Raw genomic sequence first — 17,027 nt, forward strand, 5'->3', positions numbered from 1 at the left:
AAACAACTTTCGGATCAGGCTTGCGGCAGAGCCGGTGCGACGCCGGTCTTCTCGTACTCGGACAGGATGTCGATACGACGCTGGTGGCGCTCTTCACCCGACCATGCGGTGGCGAGGAAAGCGTCGACGATGGCAAGCGATTCCTCCAGGGAATGCATACGTCCACCGATGCCGATCAGCTGAGCGTTGTTGTGCTCGCGGGCCAGCTTCGCCGTTTCGACGCTCCAAGCGAGAGCGCACCGTGCGCCGGGAACCTTGTTCGCTGCGATCTGCTCGCCGTTGCCACTGCCACCCAGGACGATTCCCAGGCTGCCCTCGTCGGCGACGACGCGCTTTGCGGCTTCGATGCAGAAAGCCGGGTAGTCGTCCACGGCGTCGTACTCGTGAGCACCACAGTCGATGGCCTCGTGGCCGTTCGCTTTCAGGTGTTCGATGATCTCGTTCTTACGTTCGAATCCGGCATGGTCGGCACCCAGGTATACGCGCATGGCGACAATTCTCTCAGGCCCGACCAGCCGGGCGCACCCGGGTCGACGTCACACTTTCAGGAACACGCATCGCCGCGCGAGCACACCTATCGTGGTGCCCATGTACCCCGTCAACGGCCAGGCCGCTGCACCCGCCCTCCGTGTGTCACCGGGCAGTGACGCCGTTCGCCACCCGTGGGAAATCCCGCTACTCGTGCTCGCGGTGCTGACGACGGTCGTCACTTATGTGGTGGCGATCGTTCTGATCGCTGCGGGTGATCTGTCGACGTGGATCCTCGTGGTGCTCGCGGCTCCGATCCTGCTGTTCCTCGCGCGAGGTCAGCTGTACGGATCGCAACAGGTCAACGGAATCAAGATGACGCCTTCACAGTTTCCGGAGGGGTATCAGCTGGTTGCCGAGGCTGCGGCACGGTTCGGCATGAAAACTCCGCCGGATGCCTACGTCGTGCTGGGGAACGGACGGATCAACGCGTTCGCGTCGGGGCACGGATTTCGCCGTTTCGTCGTCGTCTACAGCGACCTGTTCGAAGTCGGTGGGCAGGCACGCGAGCCCGATGCGCTCGCATTCATCATCGGCCACGAGGTCGGCCACATCGCTGCCGGGCATGCGTCGTACTGGCGCCAGTGGGGACAGTTCGCGTCGAACTACATTCCGGTGATCGGGTCTTCACTGTCGCGTTCCATGGAGTACACGGCGGACAACTTCGGCTTTCACATGCGTCCGCAGGGTGCACCGGGCGCGATGGGCGTCCTCGGCGCGGGAAAGTATCTGGTGGGTCTGGTCGGGTTCGACGAACTGGCCGATCGGGCGACACTCGAATCCGGGTTTTTCCCGTGGTTCGTCAACATCTTGTCGTCGCATCCGGTGCTGACCTGGCGTGCGGCTGCACTTCGCAACCGCACGCACTCAGGGCCTCTGTTCTTCCGGCCGGGTCAGCTCTACCGAAATCCGGCGCTCACTGCCGCTCAGTCGAACTGAGGATCCTCGTTGCGGGTCCGCTTGAGCTCGAAGAAATGGGGGTAGCCGGCCAGCGCGACTGCGCCGTCCCACACCTTGCCTGCGTCCTCGCCGCGCGGGATGCGTGAGAGCACGGGGCCGAAGAACGCCACGCCGTTGACATGGATCGTCGGGGTTCCGACGTCGGGTCCGACGGCGTCCATGCCCTTGTGGTGGCTCTCGCGCAGAGCCTCGTCGTACTTGTCGGTGTCGGCGGCCTCGGCCAGTTCAGGTGGCAGGCCGACCTCGGCGAGGGACGACTTGATGACGTCGGCGAAGTCCTTGTTGCCCTCGTTGTGAATCTTCGTCCCCATAGCCGTGTACAGCGGCAGCAGGATCTCGTCACCCTTCAGCTGCGCTGCAGCGATGGCGACACGGACCGGGCCCCAGGCCTTGGTCATCATCTCCCGGTACTCGTCGGGAAGGTCACGGCCCTCGTTGAGAACCGCAAGGCTCATCACGTGGAACTTGGCCTCGATGTCGCGTACCTGCTGGGCCTCGAGAATCCAGCGTGAGGTGATCCAGCACCACGGGCAGAGCGGATCGAACCAGAAGTCAGCAGTGTCCGTGGTCTTGCTCGAGGTTGCGCTCACGAAGAAACTCCCTATCAGTTCATGTCGGTCAGGTCATATCAGTTCGGGGACATACTCCCGTTCTGCCAACAATCATGAACCCGCAATCCTTCCCGCGCTTTCCCCCGAACCACCTCCCGATCGCAGTAGTGTCGAAAAGAAACGAGTACGAAGGAGTGGTTCAGTAATGAGCACCAACCGGAGATTCGTGATCGTCGGCGGCGGGCTCGCGGGCGCAAAGATCGCAGAAGCCCTGCGTGACAGAGATTTCGACGGTGAGATCACCGTATTGAGTGAAGAAGACCACCTCCCGTACGAGCGTCCGCCGCTGTCGAAAGAGTTCTTCGCCGGCAAGAAGACACTCCCCGAATTCACCGTCCACGACGGCGAGTGGTTTCGCGACCATCGCATCGATCTTCGCCCGGGAACGACGGCAACGGCCATCGACCCCGCTGCGCACACCGTGTCACTTCCGGACGGTTCCACGATCAGCTACGACAAGCTCGCCTTGGCCACCGGTTCGCGGTCGCGGCGCCTCGACATCCCGGGATCCGACGCCGAGGGCGTTCACTACGTGCGAACAGTCGATCAGGCCGCCGCGCTGCTGCGCACCCTGGCCGCCGACAAGAAGCTCGTCGTGGTCGGTGCCGGCTGGATCGGCCTCGAAATTGCCGCGTCGGCTCGCGGTTTCGACGTCGAGGTCACCGTGCTCGAACATGCCGGCCTTCCGCTCGAATCGACCCTCGGCCCGGAAATGGGTGAGGTCTTCGCCGCGCTGCACCGCCAGAACGGGGTGGACTTACGCACCGGCACGGACGGTACTGCAATCTCTGTCGACGGCGGTCACGCCTCGGGCGTCACTTTGAGCGATGGAACCGTGATTCCGGCCGACGCCGTGTTGATCGCTGTCGGCGCATTGCCGAACACCGAGTTGGCATCGGAGGCGGGTATCGACGTCGAGAACGGGGTTCTCGTCGACGCCGGTCTGCAGAGCAGCGACCCCGACGTGGTCGCAGTGGGTGACATCGCGGCCGCACAGCATCCGATTCTGAATGCACGAATTCGGGTGGAGCACTGGGCAAACGCACTCAACCAACCCGAGACGGCCGCAGAGACCATGTTGGGACGGCCCGCCGAGTACGTCCGCATGCCGTATTTCTTCACCGATCAGTACGACCTCGGAATGGAATACGTAGGTCACGCACCGCACGGCGGCTACTCGAGTGTCGTCACTCGCGGCGACGTCGACAAGCGCGAGTTCCTGGCATTCTGGCTCGATTCCGCGAACAAGGTGCTCGCCGGCATGAACGTGAACATCTGGGATGCCGGTGACGCCATCAAGGAATTGGTCGCGTCTTCGCGTCCCGTCGATCCGGAGCGGTTGGCCGACCCGGAGATTCCGCTGGCAGAAGTGTCCGCTTGAGTGAAGTCGTTCTCTTCGTGATGGGATGGACGTAATAGATCCGCACCATCTACGAGGAGATCTTTGTGGTCGCACCGAACCTGACACGCGAAACCGCAGCGCAACGGTCAGCAATCCTGACCGTCGAGAACTACCTGATCGAACTCGATCTCACCGACGGCAAAGACGCACCCGGCGAGGAGACGTTCTCCTCGAAGACCACCGTCACGTTCACCGCCACGGCCGGAGCAAGCAGCTTCATCGACATCGTCGCGGCCAGAGTCCATTCCGCGGTCCTCAACGGCACCGCGCTCGACGTCTCCGGCTACGACGAGTCGACTGGCATCAGCCTGCCGGACCTCGCTGCCGACAACGAGTTGGTCATCGAGGCCGATTGCATCTACTCCCACACCGGCGAAGGGCTGCACCGATTCGTCGACCCGACCGATGACGCCGTCTACCTTTATTCACAGTTCGAGACGGCTGACGCCAAGCGCATGTTCGCGTGCTTCGATCAGCCTGATCTCAAGGCCACGTTCGACGTCCGCGTCACCGCTCCCACGTCGTGGAAGGTCATCTCCAACTCCGCGGTCGTCGAGACCCTCGCCGCCGATCCCGGCAAGCACGTTTTCCGGACCACCCCGAAGATGAGCACGTACCTGGTGGCGCTCATCGCCGGTCCCTACGCGCAGTGGACCGACAACTACTCCGACGAGCACGGCGACATCCCGCTCGGAATCTTCTGCCGCGCTTCACTGGCCGAGTTCATGGACGAGGAGCGGCTCTTCACCGAGACCAAGCAGGGATTCGACTTCTACCACCGCAACTTCGGTGTTCCCTATGCCTTCGGTAAGTACGACCAGCTCTTCGTCCCCGAATTCAATGCCGGCGCGATGGAGAATGCCGGCGCCGTGACATTCCTCGAGGACTACGTCTTCCGCTCCAAGGTCACCCGCTACTCGTACGAACGTCGCGCCGAAACGGTCCTGCACGAAATGGCGCACATGTGGTTCGGCGACCTCGTCACGATGGCGTGGTGGGACGACCTGTGGCTCAACGAGTCGTTCGCGACCTTCGCTTCGGTCCTGTGCCAGACCGAGGCCACGGAGTACACGAACGCCTGGACGACGTTCGCCAACGTCGAGAAGTCGTGGGCGTACCGCCAGGACCAGTTGCCGTCGACGCACCCGATTGCCGCGGACATTCCGGACCTGGCCGCCGTCGAGGTCAACTTCGACGGCATCACCTACGCCAAGGGCGCGAGCGTCCTCAAGCAGTTGGTGGCATACGTCGGACTCGAGCCGTTCCTCGCCGGACTGCGTGAGTACTTCCGTGAGCACGCATTCGGAAACGCAACATTCGACGATCTGCTGGGCTCACTCGAAAAGTCCTCGGGCCGTGACCTTTCCGACTGGGGTCGGCAGTGGCTCAAGACCACCGGCCTCAACATCCTGCGCCCCGACTTCGATGTCGACGCAGACGGAAAGTTCACCCGCTTCGCCGTCCTGCAGGACGGTGCTGCACCAGGCGCCGGCGAGCGTCGAATCCACCGGATCGCCATCGGCATCTACGACGACGTCGACGGCAAGTTGGTGCGAAGCCATCGCGTCGAACTCGACCTCGATGCTGTGGAAAGCACGGATGTCCCCGAACTTGTCGGCGTCGCCCGCGGTGCACTCGTGTTGGTCAACGACGACGATCTCACCTACGGCTCCGTGCGACTCGATCCCGAATCGTTGGCGACGGCGATCGAGCGGGTCGGCGACATCACCGATTCACTCCCCCGCACCCTGGTCTGGTCGGCGGCGTGGGAAATGACCCGTCAAGCCGAACTGAAGGCACGCGACTTCGTCGCGCTGGTCGAGCGCGGCATCAGTTCGGAGACCGAAGTCGGTGTGGTGCAACGTCTCTTGCTCCAAGCCCAAACCGCCATCGGCTCCTACGCAGATCCGGCCTGGGCCGAGGCCGAAGGCGCGGCGAGCTTCGCCAATCGGTTGCTCGAACTCGCACGTGAGGCAGAGGCCGGGTCCGACCACCAGCTGGCATTCGTCAACGCACTCACCGGCGCAGCACTCTCCCCGTGGCACACCGAGGTACTGCGCGAATTGCTCGACGCCGATCCCTCCACCGTTGGGCTCGACGGCCTGATCGTCGACACGGACCTGCGCTGGCGCATCGTCGGGGCACTCGCGGCCGCCGGTGAGATCGACGCCGAAGGAACCACAACTCCGTTCATCGACGCCGAAGCTCAGCGTGACCCGACCGCTGCGGGCGCTCGTCAAGCCGCGGCGGCCGCGGCCGGACGTCCGCAGGTCGCTGTCAAGGAAGAGGTCTGGGCAAAGGTCGTCGGCGACGACTCCGTGCCCAACATCACCGCGCGATCGATCATCGGCGGGTTCGCTCGCGAAGGCCAGGACGAATTGCTCGAGCCCTTCGTCTCCCGCTACTTCGCCGATATCGCGGCGGTGTGGGAACGACGCTCCAGCGAAGTGGCACAGACGGTCGTCATCGGGCTGTACCCGTCGTGGTCGATCTCGGACGAATCCGTAGCGGCAGCAGACCGGTTCCTCGAAGGCGACATCCCTCCCGCGTTGCGTCGCCTGGTCGTCGAAGGCCAGGCCGGCGTGGTTCGTTCACTCGCAGCACGAAAGTTCGACGCGAGCTGACATGCGAAAGGCCGGTGCCCGCGTCGATTCTCACGAATCGGCGCGGGCACCGGCCTGCGTCTGACAAACAGTTACGGCGCTGAAATTGCGGCTGCCATAACGCGGATGGCACTGATCAGTCCGTCGATCAGGTTGCCTTCACTGAAGGATGCAACAGCTGCCGTTGCTCCGAGCTGGGTAACACGATCGGTGACCCGATCGGCGATTGCCCGACCGCTGCGAACCTCGACGGTGCGCTGGTTGGGCGAAACGGCGATCAGGACGGAACGCTCGGCTTCGGGCGTGGTCGGGAACAATGCGTCGGCACCCGCTGCCGGATCAGAACCGAGATCACCGACGTACGCGTTGAACCGCACCTTGGTGGCCCGCGTCGCTTCGGTCATCGCGACGTCGAGCGCGACCAGATCCATGGTCTCGAACGGAAGATCGTCGGTGAACGGCTCGCCGATGCGATGCACACCGGATACGCGTCCACTGGACGTGACGACGCTGCCGACGGGCAGGTCCTCGGGCGCTACTGCGAGCGCGGTCGAATGATCACCACTTGCCACTTGCGGACCCTCCGATCAGATCAGCCGAACCGGCTTCGATTGCGTGTGCACTGCCGTGATGGCCACCGCGAACGGTGACCTCGTCGACAGCACTCCACAGCACGGGAGCGTGATCCCACGACTCACCGAGATGGAACGCCGGCGGAACCGGTCCCGGCGTCTTCTTCCCGAGGAAGGACGCAGCCGCGAAGAACGCGGTGATCAAGGCCGGAATCCCAACGTATATCAGTACTACCTCGAGAATGCTCACACCAGATAACGTAGCCCAGAACGCCAGGAAGGAAAGCGTCAGGGCCACAAATTCTCGGGCAATTTCGTTTCGGTGACGCTAGAACTCAATTCAGGCTGCGCCCACGCCGACACATTGCTCAGGCTGCGCCCACGCCGAGATACGGCATCCACGCCGGATGCAATTCCTTGGTCGCCGCGAGCAGACGCCAGTGAGGTCCTGACGGCGGGACCAATTCCGCACGGAGGGTCCATCCGAGTTCGCTGAGCATCTTGTCTGCCTTGCGGTGATTGCAGGGGGCACAGCACGCGACGCAGTTCTCCCACGAATGCCCGCCACCTCTGCTGCGAGGAACGACGTGGTCGATGGTTTCGGCTTTGGCTCCGCAGTACGCACATCGGAAGTGGTCACGATGCATCAGCGCGGCACGAGTCATGGGGATGCGGGCGCGATATGGAACGCGCACGTAGGTGCGCAATCGAATGACCGAGGGAACCTGCACCGACCAGTCCGCGGAATGGACTACCGGGCCCTGTTCGTCCTCGTGGACGGTATCGGCCTTGCCGCAGGCCATCAGTACGACCGCGCGCCTGGCAGGAAGGGCGGTCAGCGGTTCGTACGTGACGTTGAGCAGTAGCACCCGACGTTTCACCCACTCGGGGACGACGCGATCGGGAGGGAACATCTCGAGGTGAGAATGCGCGTCGGAAAAGAGTGGGTCGGTAGTGTGCGCGAACCCGTCAGGAACAACTTCCAGAACAGCCCCTAACGCGTGGTCGTTCCGCGCGCTAGTGGGCTGGAGTTGTCGGTGATTGCGTGCAGCATGTCGGTTCTTCATACGACCTCCGGGAGACTGCCCCCAAGTTGACCACGGATGATCGCGTTACGCACTCCCATTTCGAACAAAATTGCCAGGACGGCCGGTGAATTTCCGGTGAATGGGTACGCACTCCGACTCGATACAACCGTCGTCGACCCGGAAACCGACCACTACGGCCGTCAGGCACAATGGAACTTGCCATGAATGACGTACAGCACGACGTGCAGCAGACCTTCTACGACGCCGTCGGCGGAGCCGAGACGTTTCACAAGCTCACCGCGCGATTTTACGAAGAGGTCGCGAAGGACGAGGTTGTGCGCCCGCTCTACCCCGAGGCCGATCTCGGCCCGGCCGAGCGGCGGATGCGGATGTTCCTCGAGCAGTACTGGGGCGGACCGCACACGTACTCGGAGGAGCGTGGACACCCGCGTCTGCGGATGCGCCACAATCCATTCGTGATCGGCCCGATCGAGCGTGATGCGTGGCTGCGGTGCATGCACGTCGCCATCGCGTCCATCGACGAGAAGACTCTGAGCCCGGTGCACCGCAAGCAGTTGATCGACTACATGGAGATGGCTGCCGCGTCCATGGTGAACTCCGCTATCTGACCGTCTACCTAGCCTTCGGCCTGACCACGCGCGCGACCCGGCGGACTGCTCGTACCCCGAACGACACCGTGGGATGCAGGGGCGAACTCAAGATTGCATGCTTGCGCACGTACTCTTCGACCTCCCACTCCGACCAACTGCCCGCACGGAAGAGTGCGGCATCGCCGACACTCAGGGTTCGCTCGGCGATTCCGTCGGCCTGAACGGTGACCGACCCTTCGATGATGTGCACGATTTCGTCCGCGTGGAAGTACCAGCGGAAGCGCCCCTTCGTGCAATCCCAGACGTGTGTAGTCGTGGTCCCGTCTTTACTCGCCGACCATTGCGCCGACCGTGCAACCGGTGTGCCGAAGATTATCCAGTCGCGGTTGATGGGATCATCTTCGAGCAGTACATGATCCAAACTGACCGCTTCGATTGCCGACAAAGTCAAGGCCAAGCCCCCTTGGTTGAATTCCCGAATACTTCTCCCCCGGCAGTAACACCAAAGTTGCCACATGGTGTCACCGCGTGAATGCAAAGTACACCAAGGCTAGGTAAAGAGTCACGCTTTTGCCGTGTCCAAGTCGTGAGAGTGCCAGACGTTTGGCACTATGAACTGCTGTGAGCACCCCCGCGGATTCGTCCTCTGTAAGCCGGCCCGAAGCCCCGTGGTGGAACGAGGCGGTCTTCTATCAGATCTATCCGCGTTCTTTTGCCGATTCGGGCAGCGACGGTATCGGCGACCTCGGCGGAGTCGAGGAGAAACTCGGCTACCTCGAACTGCTCGGCATCGATGCAATCTGGTTGAGCCCGGTGATGAAGTCACCGATGGCAGACCACGGCTACGACGTCTCGGATCCTCGCGACATCGATCCCCTGTTCGGCGATCTGGCGACGATGGATTCGCTGATCACGTCAGCCCACGAACGCGGAATCAAGGTCACGATGGACCTGGTCCCGAACCACACGAGTGATCAGCACGAGTGGTTCAAGGCAGCCCTGGCGTCGGCGCCCGATTCGGCGGAGCGATCCCGTTACATCTTCCGAGACGGCAAAGGTGAGAACGGCAACGAACCGCCGAACAACTGGCCGAGCATCTTCGGCGGCCCGGCGTGGACCCGTGTCACCGAAGCCGACGGAACACCCGGCCAGTGGTACCTGCACATCTTCGCCAAGGAACAGCCCGACCTGAACTGGGACAACCCCGAGGTCTTCGACGACCTCGCCAAGACTCTGCGCTTCTGGCTCGAGCGCGGAATCGACGGATTCCGCATCGACGTGGCCCACGGAATGGCCAAGCCCGACGGTTTGCCGGACCACGACTGGGAGCTCAACGAGCTCATGCGCAATTCCGACGACGACCCGCGGTTCAACAACCCGGCAGTTCACGAAATCCACCGCGGCATCCGCAAGGTCATGGACGAGTTCCCGGAGGCGATGACCGTCGGCGAGATCTGGGTGAAGGACAACCAGAAGTTCGGCGAATACATCCGGCCAGACGAACTGCATCTCGGATTCAACTTCCGACTTGCAGAAACCGAATTCTCCGCCGAGTCCGTCCGGGAGGCCGTGGAGAACTCTCTTGCGGCCGTCGCCGAGGTCGGGGGTGTGCCCACGTGGACGCTGTCGAATCACGACGTCGAACGTGAAGTCACGCGCTACGGCGGGGGTGAGATCGGAACCCAACGCGCACGGGCGATGATCCTCGTCGAACTGGCGCTTCCGGGCGCGAGCTTCATCTACAACGGAGCCGAACTCGGCCTGCCGAACGTCGACCTGCCCGACGAGGCACTACAGGACCCGGTCTGGGAACGATCCGGACATGCCGAGCGAGGACGCGACGGCTGCCGAGTGCCCCTTCCGTGGGAAGGAAGCGAACCCCCGTTCGGATTCACCACCGGTGCGAGCACCTGGTTGCCGATGCCACGCGAGTGGTCGACACTCACGGTGGAGGCGCAGATCGAGGACGTCGACTCGATGCTCTCGCTTTATCGCGCCGCCCTCGAACTTCGTAGCGCCAGGCCGGAGTTCTCCGGCGCCGACATCGATTGGTACGGCAGTCCCCCCGGCTGCCTCGCTTTCCGTCGACGCGGTGGTCTGATCTGTGCTCTCAACACCACGGAGGTGCCGATCGCACTGCCGAACGGGCAGCTGCTGTTGAGCAGCGCACCACTCGTCGACGGTCAACTACCCGTCAACGCTGCGGCGTGGCTGATCTGAGAGAACACGCACCCGCCACCTGAACTCCTATCGTGCGACCATCAGCGGTATCGAACCACCGCGGTGACGGTAGATCGAACCGAACCGTGCATCGAGCCGCACCCAGGATTTGCTCGCCCGCACCCGAACCAGTTCCGAGGCGTCGATCTGCTCGAGGTCGATGTCGGCGGTCATCGCCTCGGACCCGGCGTGCGGAACGAATCCCATTGCGGTCAAGGCAAAAATAACCCGCATCGAGATCCCGACCGTGCCGGACGGACCACTGACCTCGAGCACGTCCTGATCGAGCAACGACGCCGGCGGACCGTGACTACTTCCATGCTCCAGTGCCAAGGCGTTGCCCCGCTGCGCCAGTTCGATCAGCACCCGGGCGGGTACGTCGTCCAGGTGCTCGAAGCCGTCCATCGGCGGCAACGCCCCACGCCACGCCGAATCCATGGCGAACCCCGGATCGATCAGCTCACTTGTCGCCTGCTCCACCGCCGAGAGCAACTGATCGCCGGCAGCCGAGGTGTCGTCAGGGTTGATGGTGCCCGCCACGGTTCGCGTAGCGAGAGCGTCGAAACCCGTTGACGCCCAAACGCTCAGGTGAGCATCTCCGCGTCGACGCATCCGGATGACCGTGGACTCGTCCAAACGCAAGGCATGACCGATGAAGCCGGCCAAGTTCTTTCGCTCGGCCTCCTCGGGCACGGTCAGTACACGTTCATGCACGTTGCCAGCTCTCCAAGTACTCGCGCTCGGGCCCGCTGAGGCGACGCAAACGTTGAGTGTCGATATCGAAGGCCGCGATCTGAGTCGACGCCACGATGGACGGCGGGACACTGAGATCCGCACCGCGGGGGCGAACCTCGTACGCGATGGTGAAGTCCACCGCGCGCACCTTTTCCACCCACATGAAGACGTCGAGCGGCGAATCGTCGTGCCGCAGTTGGCCGCGGTACCGCACATGGAGATCGGCAATCACGGCCCCGTCACGCAGGGTGACCGTCGGGCGCGAGTCTTCGAACAACCAAGGAATCCGCGCCTCTTCGAGCAACGTCACCATCCGTGCGTGGTTGATGTGCTGGAAGGCATCCATGTCGGACCACCGAACCACAACTTCGGCGTGGAATCCTTCGCTCAACGTCCTACCTCCGATCGGGTGCCCATGCTGCGCACCATGCTACGAACCTGACGCGCCGCCACCGAGAGCGTCGCGAGGTCAAGCGTCCCAGACTCGAAGATCTCGACGAGAGCTGCCCTCGCCCGGCTCAGACGCGAGGCGTTGGTCGACTCCCATTCGTCGATCTTCTCCTGCGGCGACTCCCCCGGCTCGCCGCCGGCCAGAACCTCCATCGTCAGCTGCCGAAGCGAACTGTAGAGGTCGTCTCGCAACGCGAGCCTCGCGAGCGAGTGCCATCGATCGCCGCGCTCGAGTCCCGAGACAGCGCTCAGCAACCAGTCGATTCCCAGATGCGCGTCCAAGGCGTAGTACAGCTCCGCGACTTCGGTGATGTCGTGATCTGCGATGTCGGCGATATCCGCGATGTCGAGCAGGCAGTAGACGTCGAGCAGTCGGAACACGTCCAGCGCCAACGCTTCCGGAGCCCCGCGATCGATCACCGATTGAGCCCGCACCAGCAGATCGTCGAGTTGATGGCCCGCAAGCATCCCCGGAACCAGAGGTGCCGTCGCCCGATACGCCGCCGAGTAACGCGCTACCTCGGCGCCGACGGCGATCGGCTGGGGCCGATTGGCCAGGAACCACCGCGACGCGCGGTCGAGCAAGCGGCACGACTCCACGATCAGCTCGTTTTCGATCTCTGCACTGACGCCCGCCGAGCGGATTCGCGACCACACCTCGTCGAGCGCAAACACCTCTCGCACAGCGGCGTAGGCACGGATCGAGTCGGTACTGCTCGCTCCGGTCTCCTCGGCCAAGCGGTAGGCGTACGTGATTCCGCCGTTGTCGATCACTTCGTTCACGAGCATCGTCGCGACGATCTGCCGCCGCAACGGGTGTGCCTTGATCTCCGTTTCGAACCGATCGCGAACAGCGGTCGGGAAGTACTGCGGGATCTGCTGGGCGAAGAAATCGTTGTCCGGCAACTCGGTTGCGAGCAGATCGTCCTTGAGTGAAAGCTTGACGTGCGCCGTCAGCGTCGCCAATTCCGGCGACGTCAGACCCACACCGGCCTCGAGTCGACGCTCGATCTCCTTGTCGGTCGGCAACGCCTCGAGCTTGCGGTCAAGGCCACGTGCCTTGGTCAGATCCGTCAACTGACGGCGGTGAACACCGAGCATCTGAGAAGCGGTCACGCGGGAGATTCCGAGCAGCGCGTTCTGAGCAATGTTGTCCGCCAACACCAGCGCCGCCACGTCGTCGGTCATCGACGCCAGCAACGGATTCCGTTCCTGCGTGGGCAGTAACTGCGAACGCACGAGCGAATCGAGAAGAATCTTGATGTTCACTTCGTGATCGGAGCAGTCGACGCCGGCCGAGTTGTCGATGGCGTCGGTGTTGATGTGACCGCCGCTGGCGCTGAACTCGATTCTTCCCAGAGCAGTGACGCCGAGGTTGCCGCCCTCCCCGATCACCTTGACCCGCAGATCTTGACCGTCGACACGCACGGCGTCGTTACTCTTGTCGCCAACCTGCGCATTGGTCTCGGTCGACGCTTTGACGTATGTACCGATTCCGCCGTTCCACAGCAGATCCACCGGTGCCGACAGAATCGCCTGCATCAATTCCGGCGGCGAGAGCTTCGTGACCCCCTCGGCCAGACCCAGTGCGATCCGGACGCTTTCGGCGATCGGAACCGACTTGACCGTGCGGTCCCAGACGCCGCCACCTTCACTGATCAGGCTCTTGTCGTAGTCGGCCCATGACGACCGTGGCAACTCGAAAAGTCGTTGACGTTCGACGAACGAGCTCGCTGCATCCGGGTTCGGATCGAGGAAGATGTGTCGATGGTCGAACGCGCCCACCAGACGGATGTGCCGACTGAGGAGCATTCCGTTGCCGAACACGTCTCCGCTCATGTCGCCGACGCCTACCGTCGTGAAATCCTGCGTCTGCGTGTCGACCCCGAGTTCGCGGAAGTGCCGCTTGACGCTTTCCCAGGCGCCGCGAGCGGTGATACCCATGCCCTTGTGGTCGTATCCCACGGAGCCACCGGAGGCAAACGCGTCGCCGAGCCAGAAGTCGTACTTGGCGGCAACCGAATTGGCGAGATCCGAGAACGTCGCCGTGCCCTTGTCCGCGGCGACCACCAGGTAGCGATCCTGATCGTCCTTGCGCACCACTCGATCCGGCGTCACAACTTCGCCGGTAGCCGCGTGCACGTTGTCGGTGATGTCGAGCAATCCGGAGATGAACGTGGTGTAGCAGGCCTTGCCGGTTTCCAGCGTCGCCATTCGATCAACGGCCGGATCACCCGTCGGCAGAGGCGGATTCTTCACGACGAAGCCGCCCTTGGCGCCGACCGGCACGATCACCGCGTTCTTGACGGCCTGAGCCTTCACCAAGCCGAGCACCTCGGTGCGGAAATCCTCGCGCCGGTCGGACCAGCGGAGCCCGCCGCGCGCGACTGCGCCGAATCGCAGGTGGACGCCTTCGACCTCGGGCGAGTACACGTAGATCTCGAAAGCCGGCCGCGGCTTGGGCAACTCGCTGATCCGTGAGGGATCGAGCTTGACCGACAGGTAGTCGCGAGAGCGGCCATCGGCGTCGACGACGTAGAAATTGGTTCGCAAGGTCGCCTTCACCAAGGAGAACATTCCACGCAGAATGCGATCGGCATCCAAGCTGAGTACCTCGTCGATGGACGCACGCAACTGCTCGTCCAATTCGGCGACGCGAATGTCGTCCTGCTTCTCGGGGTCGAACATCGCCTCGAACAACTGCACCAATGCAAACGCGGTCTGCGGGTGTGTAAGCGCGATTCCTTCGATGTGGAACTGACTGTATGGAAATGTGGCCTGGCGCAGATACTTTGCGTAAGCACGCAGCACCACGGCTTGCCGCCAGGACATTCCGGCCCGCAGCACCAACTCGTTGAATCGGTCAGCTTCGGCCCGGCCGAACCAGACTGCACCGAATGCAGCCGTGAATCGCTTCTGGACCTCGGTCAGCGGGGCGGTACTGGTCTCGAGCGGCACCTGCGCATCGAGGTCGATCTCGACCGACGCCCGAAGATCCGCCGGTACCGACAATCCGAAATCGTAGATCCAGCACTGAACGCCGTCGAGTCGCTGCACGACGTGCGGCCGCTCGTCGAGAACTTCGACGCCGAGTGACTGCAGCACCGGTAGCACCTGGCTCAACGAGATACCGTCGCCGCCGACGAAGAGCGTGAAGCGCCAGGCACCGGGCGCGGAGTCCACAGCACGATAGAGCAGTACGTCGATCGCGCCTGGCGCCAACGCCTCGAGTCTGGCGATGTCGGCCAACGCGCGTGACGGTTCGAAGTCCTCCTTGTATCCATCGGGAAGCACCCGCGAATACCGCTGCACCAGTTCCGGATCCACACCTGGACTTTCACGAACAAGGTCGTTGATGCGGTCGTCCCAGCTACGACTGACTTCGGTCAACAGAGCCTGAACTCGCTCGCGGTTGGCCTCGGAGACATCCAGATGAACCGGCTCACTGTCCGGATCGCGCCGGATCGTCACGTGCAACAGCGCAAGATCGTTCTCGGTAACCCGGGCGGTGTAATCGACTGTGCCTGGTCCGAATTCGCGCCACAGCAGGTTTTGCATCGCCAGTCGCACCCGCGTCGTGTACCGGTCGCGGGGTAGGTACACCAAGCAGGATACGAACCGTCCGAACGTGTCCTCGCGGACAAAGAGTCGCACCTGTCGACGCAGCCCGATGCTGTGCACGGCGTGGACGGTCTCGAACAAGGTCTCGGCGTCGCTCGAGAACAACTCGGTGCGTGGGAACGACTGGATGACCTCGAGCATCGCCTGTCCGGAGTACGAATGCAGGTCGACACCGGCACGCGCGATGACTTCGCGGACGCGGCGCTCGATCAGAGGAATCGCGAGGACGTTCTCGTGGAGTGCGACCACGGTGAACACACCCAGGAATCTGTGCTCCCCCACGATGTTTCCCTCGTCGTCGAGGATCGAGACACCCACGAAGTACGGGTAGACGGCGCGGTGCACCGTGGCGGGGAACGATCCCTGCGTCAGGACCAGAAGCGGTCGATCCGGGAGATCTGCGACGGGAGGCAAACTCATCGGGCCTTCGGTGACCGCGTCGGAGCGCAGCACGCCGAGTCCACTGCCGGCGACCGTGCGTGAACCGTCCTTCGTACCCTCGAATCGCCGGTATCCGAGCACGGCATAGTTTCCGTCCGCCATCCACCGCAGCAGCCGGGCGGTGTCGGAGAATTCTTCGGGGGTGATCCTCCCGGAGGCAGTTTCTGCGGCACTCTCCAACTCGTCGGCAACGCGCAGTTGCAACGCCTTCATGTCCGGGGTGTCACCAACCACCTGGCGGACGTCTGCGAGCACCTTGCCGAGGTGTGCTTCGATCGCGTCGAGAGCGGAATCCTCGACTTCGGAGTCCAACTGGACGTGCATCCAGGATTCTTGGATACCGCTGTCGCCCAAGGACATCAGATTGCCCGAGTCATCGCGTTCAACCGTCAGGATCGGATGGGCGAATTGACTGATTCCCACACCTTGTCGGTTGAGCATCGCGGTAACGGACTCGACGAGCAACGACATGTCGTCGGTGACGATCTGGACGGCAGCGCCGAGACCCTCGGATCCTGACGGGCGGTACACACGCCATACGGCCGTGCCCGGGGTCCGCTGCCTCCCGAGCGCAAGATGCGCGAGCAGGACTCGATCCGATCGACCGTTGATGACGTCGTCGCTGTCACCCTCGTCGATATGCGTGAAAAAGGCCTCGCGAAGACGCGTCAACAACGTCGCTTCGTCGAGGCCTGTGCCCTGCTGCCGTACACGGTCTGTCATTGCTGGCTCACATCCTTGTGGGTTCTGATCGCCGCGACCAATCTCTGACTCGAGACTAGCCGCGGCAACCAGTACCTAGGGTGAACTGAGAAACGAAATCTACGATGTCGTCATCTGAACAAGCGATGCTTCGAGCACCGCGCGTTCGCTGTCCGCCAGCGGTCTGGACTTTTCGGACACCGTGTCGAATCCGACCATCAACGCGTCGCCGAAAGCGCATTCGACACCCGCGTTGTCACGGATGACGTGCCGAACCGTGAACGAGGAAGTCCCGACGTGAGTCGTGAAGATCTCCACATTCAAGGGACCGGACCGATCGGTGACCGGCTTGAGGAACTCGACGGTCATCTTTCGAACCACGAGGTATCCCGGCCGGCCGCCGAGCGGCGCCAGTTTCGCTTCCAGGAACTGGATGCGCGCTTCCTGCATGTACTCGACGTAACGCGTGTTGTTGACGTGACCCAACCGGTCGGAATCGCCCCACCGGACCTGGATTTGCGCCGTGTATACGTCGGACACCGG

15 protein-coding genes are annotated in these 17,027 nt (G+C 63.0%); 5 read left to right on the forward strand and 10 right to left on the reverse strand.

The features are described from left to right. Positions 1-14: 14 nt before the first annotated feature. Positions 15-488: a ribose-5-phosphate isomerase gene (locus tag BH682_RS18405; protein ID WP_003944571.1), complete on the reverse strand. Its 474-nt coding sequence runs from the start codon at positions 486-488 to the stop codon at positions 15-17. Positions 489-588: 100 nt separating this feature from the next. Here BH682_RS18405 and BH682_RS18410 point away from each other — a divergent pair, with 100 nt between their 5' ends. Continuing rightward, the gene (locus BH682_RS18410; protein WP_075833667.1) at positions 589-1,467 is read left to right on the forward strand and encodes a M48 family metallopeptidase; all 879 of its coding nucleotides are present in this window, start codon (positions 589-591) and stop codon (positions 1,465-1,467) included. Here BH682_RS18410 and BH682_RS18415 read toward each other — a convergent pair. Continuing rightward, positions 1,455-2,078: a DsbA family oxidoreductase gene (locus BH682_RS18415; protein ID WP_003944541.1), complete on the reverse strand. Its 624-nt coding sequence runs from the start codon at positions 2,076-2,078 to the stop codon at positions 1,455-1,457. The genes BH682_RS18410 and BH682_RS18415 overlap by 13 nt on opposite strands. 166 nt (positions 2,079-2,244) lie before the next feature. Here BH682_RS18415 and BH682_RS18420 point away from each other — a divergent pair, with 166 nt between their 5' ends. Together BH682_RS18420 and pepN are read left to right on the forward strand one after the other, a co-directional pair. Continuing rightward, positions 2,245-3,480 carry an NAD(P)/FAD-dependent oxidoreductase gene (locus BH682_RS18420; protein ID WP_075833669.1) on the forward strand — a complete coding sequence of 412 codons (1,236 nt, stop codon included), beginning with the start codon at positions 2,245-2,247 and terminating at the stop codon, positions 3,478-3,480. A 65-nt stretch (positions 3,481-3,545) separates the two neighbouring features. Next, the gene (gene pepN, locus BH682_RS18425) at positions 3,546-6,125 is read left to right on the forward strand and encodes an aminopeptidase N (protein WP_075833671.1); all 2,580 of its coding nucleotides are present in this window, start codon (positions 3,546-3,548) and stop codon (positions 6,123-6,125) included. 71 nt (positions 6,126-6,196) lie between these two features. Here pepN and BH682_RS18430 read toward each other — a convergent pair whose 3' ends face one another. The 3 genes from BH682_RS18430 to BH682_RS18440 all read right to left on the reverse strand — a co-directional run bounded on the left by BH682_RS18430 (position 6,197) and on the right by BH682_RS18440 (position 7,743). After that, a complete protein-coding gene (locus BH682_RS18430) occupies positions 6,197-6,676 on the reverse strand; it encodes a DUF5130 domain-containing protein (protein WP_003944512.1) in 480 nt (159 codons plus the stop codon). Then, on the reverse strand, positions 6,663-6,926 hold the full coding sequence (ctaJ, locus tag BH682_RS18435) for an aa3-type cytochrome oxidase subunit CtaJ (RefSeq protein WP_007730943.1): 264 nt from the start codon (positions 6,924-6,926) through the stop codon (positions 6,663-6,665). Before ctaJ ends, BH682_RS18430 begins: the two co-directional genes overlap by 14 nt. A 118-nt stretch (positions 6,927-7,044) precedes the next feature. Next, the gene (locus tag BH682_RS18440; RefSeq protein ID WP_190287618.1) at positions 7,045-7,743 is read right to left on the reverse strand and encodes an HNH endonuclease; all 699 of its coding nucleotides are present in this window, start codon (positions 7,741-7,743) and stop codon (positions 7,045-7,047) included. Between the two features lie 182 nt (positions 7,744-7,925). Here BH682_RS18440 and BH682_RS18445 point away from each other — a divergent pair, with 182 nt between their 5' ends. Then, the gene (locus BH682_RS18445) at positions 7,926-8,333 is read left to right on the forward strand and encodes a globin (protein WP_003944464.1); all 408 of its coding nucleotides are present in this window, start codon (positions 7,926-7,928) and stop codon (positions 8,331-8,333) included. A gap of 4 nt (positions 8,334-8,337) precedes the next feature. Here the strand turns inward: BH682_RS18445 and BH682_RS18450 are convergent, their stop codons facing one another. Then, positions 8,338-8,766, reverse strand: coding sequence for a cupin domain-containing protein (locus BH682_RS18450; RefSeq protein WP_223304541.1), 429 nt, complete (start codon positions 8,764-8,766; stop codon positions 8,338-8,340). Positions 8,767-8,936: 170 nt separating this feature from the next. On the opposite strand from BH682_RS18450, the gene BH682_RS18455 reads away from it, so the two are divergent. Beyond that, positions 8,937-10,535 (forward strand): glycoside hydrolase family 13 protein, encoded by a 1,599-nt coding sequence (locus BH682_RS18455; RefSeq protein WP_075833675.1) that lies wholly within the window; start codon positions 8,937-8,939, stop codon positions 10,533-10,535. A gap of 27 nt (positions 10,536-10,562) precedes the next feature. Here BH682_RS18455 and BH682_RS18460 read toward each other — a convergent pair whose 3' ends face one another. The 4 genes from BH682_RS18460 to BH682_RS18475 form a co-directional block, all read right to left on the reverse strand. Then, positions 10,563-11,249: a hypothetical protein gene (locus tag BH682_RS18460; protein WP_007730934.1), complete on the reverse strand. Its 687-nt coding sequence runs from the start codon at positions 11,247-11,249 to the stop codon at positions 10,563-10,565. Next, positions 11,242-11,661: an acyl-CoA thioesterase gene (locus BH682_RS18465; RefSeq protein WP_003944573.1), complete on the reverse strand. Its 420-nt coding sequence runs from the start codon at positions 11,659-11,661 to the stop codon at positions 11,242-11,244. The genes BH682_RS18460 and BH682_RS18465 overlap by 8 nt, the downstream gene beginning before the upstream one ends. Continuing rightward, on the reverse strand, positions 11,658-16,505 hold the full coding sequence (locus BH682_RS18470; RefSeq protein ID WP_075833677.1) for an NAD-glutamate dehydrogenase: 4,848 nt from the start codon (positions 16,503-16,505) through the stop codon (positions 11,658-11,660). Before BH682_RS18470 ends, BH682_RS18465 begins: the two co-directional genes overlap by 4 nt. Before the next feature lie 99 nt (positions 16,506-16,604). Next, the gene (locus BH682_RS18475) at positions 16,605-17,024 is read right to left on the reverse strand and encodes an acyl-CoA thioesterase (RefSeq protein WP_003944475.1); all 420 of its coding nucleotides are present in this window, start codon (positions 17,022-17,024) and stop codon (positions 16,605-16,607) included. Positions 17,025-17,027 lie beyond the last annotated feature (3 nt).

This window comes from Rhodococcus sp. YL-1 (genome assembly GCF_001942025.1).
GTDB lineage: Bacteria > Actinomycetota > Actinomycetes > Mycobacteriales > Mycobacteriaceae > Rhodococcus_F > Rhodococcus_F qingshengii.